The organism is Mesorhizobium sp. M7A.F.Ca.US.005.03.2.1 (genome assembly GCF_003997795.1).
Classification (GTDB): Bacteria; Pseudomonadota; Alphaproteobacteria; order Rhizobiales; family Rhizobiaceae; genus Mesorhizobium; species Mesorhizobium ciceri.
In genome coordinates this window covers 1-2,225 of record NZ_RZRP01000955.1, presented here as the reverse complement: position 1 = coordinate 2,225, position 2,225 = coordinate 1, and the positions used below count along the sequence as shown (strand labels likewise).

The window sequence follows — 2,225 nt, the reverse complement described above, 5'->3', positions numbered from 1 at the left end:
GCAATGACGGGTCCGACAACGATGGTTCGCCAGGTAACGGCAACCACGCCAAGGTCTCGGCCGATACGATCGGACTCAAGGACTCCAAGCAGTTCTTGCAATCGGGCCCGGCCGCCAGCAGCGACACCGATAGCCAAGCCTCGTTCCGGCAGCTCGTTGGCCTGGCTGGGGGTTCGGTGACGAGCGATCTCTTGAACGTTCTCAATACGATCAAGGGCCTTAGTCCGAACCAGAACAAGACATCCGGTGCAACGTCCGACTTGACTTCTGACAAGGGCAAGCAAGGCGCCGGATACACTAACACCGACGACACGCTGAAGAAGGCAATGAAGGATATTCTGAAACCTAATGACTGAGTCCAGGTTGAAGAAAGAACGCGCGGCCCTTGCGGGAACGCAAGTGCCGCGCGTTCACCATTTCCAGGCGGGCAAAGGGCCCGTGCGGCTGGCCTATTTGGAATATAGTGCGTTTTGTCAGCAGTCCCGGCTGGGCCGGCTTGCCCGGAGCATCCTTGAACCCTCGCTTGTGGGCCGGAGGGGAAGTGCATGGTGAGCATACCTCTGAACGCCGATGCACGGCCAACCTCGATCCGCGTGGACGCGGAGGCGACGGGCAAGGTTGGCAGCCAGAGCGAGGCGGGGAGGGCACCCGGCGGACCCGCCGAGTTCGACCGGATTGCCCCGCGCCTCAAGGCGGTGCTACGGGTCGCCCGCTACCATGGCGTCGAACTCGACCCGAACGAGTTCAAGGTGGCGAGCGCAAGCCCGGTTCCAAACGCGACCGATCTCTCGCAATGGGCCCAGAACGGCGGCATGTGGTCGCGTGCGCTCCGCATCCGCTGGTCGCATCTTCTGCGCTTCGAGCACACGGGACCGGTCGTCCTGCTGTTCAATGACGGTGGCGCAGGTCTCCTCACCGGGGCCAGTCCAGAGCGGAATGTCGTCTTCCTCAAAAGTGCGGATGCGCCCGAGGATGCCGAAGCCATCGCCATCGACGAGTTGCGGCTGTCGCAGGTGTGGGCGGGTGAGGCCGTGCTGTTGCGTCCAGCGCGATCCTATATCGCGGCCGATGCGCCTTTCACCCTCGGTTGGTTGATCGACCTGGTACGGTTCGAAAGCCGTTCTATGCGTGACATCGGTATCGCCTCGTTCACGCTCAGCCTCCTTACCGTTCTGCCGCCTCTCATGGTCATGACACTGGTCAACAAGGTGCTGCAGTTCAACAGCGTTTCAACCCTCGTGCTCCTGTCGGCCACAATTGCCGTCCTGTTCGTTTACGAGACGCTCCTCGGTCACGCCCGACGGCTGATCATCAACGTCGTCGGCGCCCGCCTGGATACCAAACTGAACTTGCATGTTTTCAGCAGGCTCCTGCGTCTGCCGCTTGATTATTTCGAGCGTCATCCGGCCGGCGAGACGATGTACCATCTCGCGCAGATCTATCGCATCCGCGAATTCCTCACCGGAAAACTCCTCAGCACGTTCCTGGATCTGATCACGCTCTGCGTGCTGATCCCGGTGATGTTCTATATCAACGCCACGCTGGGCTGGATGGTGCTTGCCTGCGCGGGCGTGATTATGTTGATCATCTTCGCCTTTCTCGCGCCGTTGCGCCGCCGCTACCAGCAAGTGGTCGATGCCGAGACCTGGAAGGCGGCGGCGCTCGGCGAAACCGTCGTCGGCATCAAGACGGTGAAGGCGCTCGGTCTCGAACCGCAACGCAGGGCGCTTTGGGACGAGCGGGTGGCGGAAGCGGGCAGGGCGCGCCTTGCCTTCGGGCAGCTTGCCAACTGGCCGCAGACGCTTGTCACGCCAATCGAGCGTGCGATGGTCCTCGGCACCATGCTGATCGGAGCTTATCTCGCGATGAGCGACACGTCTGGCTACATGGTCGGCAGCTTGTTCGCATTCATGATGATCGCCCAACGCGTCGCACAGCCTCTCGTCGGTCTTGCTCGACTGGTCGAGGACTTCGAGGAGGTAGGAGCGGCAATCAGCGAGGCAGGATCCGTCCTCAACCGGCCCCTGGAAAGCAGTTCGAATTCCACAGGTCTGAGACCGAAGCTCGTTGGCGAGATCAGTTTCCGTGATCTGACCTTCACCTACATCGGCACCAACACGCCAGCGCTTGACCGGGTCAACTTCGACATTCCAGCAGGGACGATGTTCGGCATCGTCGGGCGCAGCGGTTCGGGGAAATCGACAATTGCGCGGCTTCTGCAGGGG

At 61.5% G+C, this 2,225-nt stretch carries 2 protein-coding genes; both read left to right on the top strand.

Annotated elements, in window-relative coordinates; all coding sequences use genetic code 11:
• On the top strand, positions 1–356 hold a 356-nt coding region (locus tag EN991_RS40115), incomplete at its 5' end, for a hypothetical protein (protein ID WP_164769557.1).
• A gap of 189 nt (positions 357–545) precedes the next feature.
• Positions 546–2,225, top strand: a 1,680-nt coding sequence (locus tag EN991_RS33120; RefSeq protein WP_164769556.1) for an ABC transporter transmembrane domain-containing protein, incomplete at its 3' end; no start/stop codon positions are given.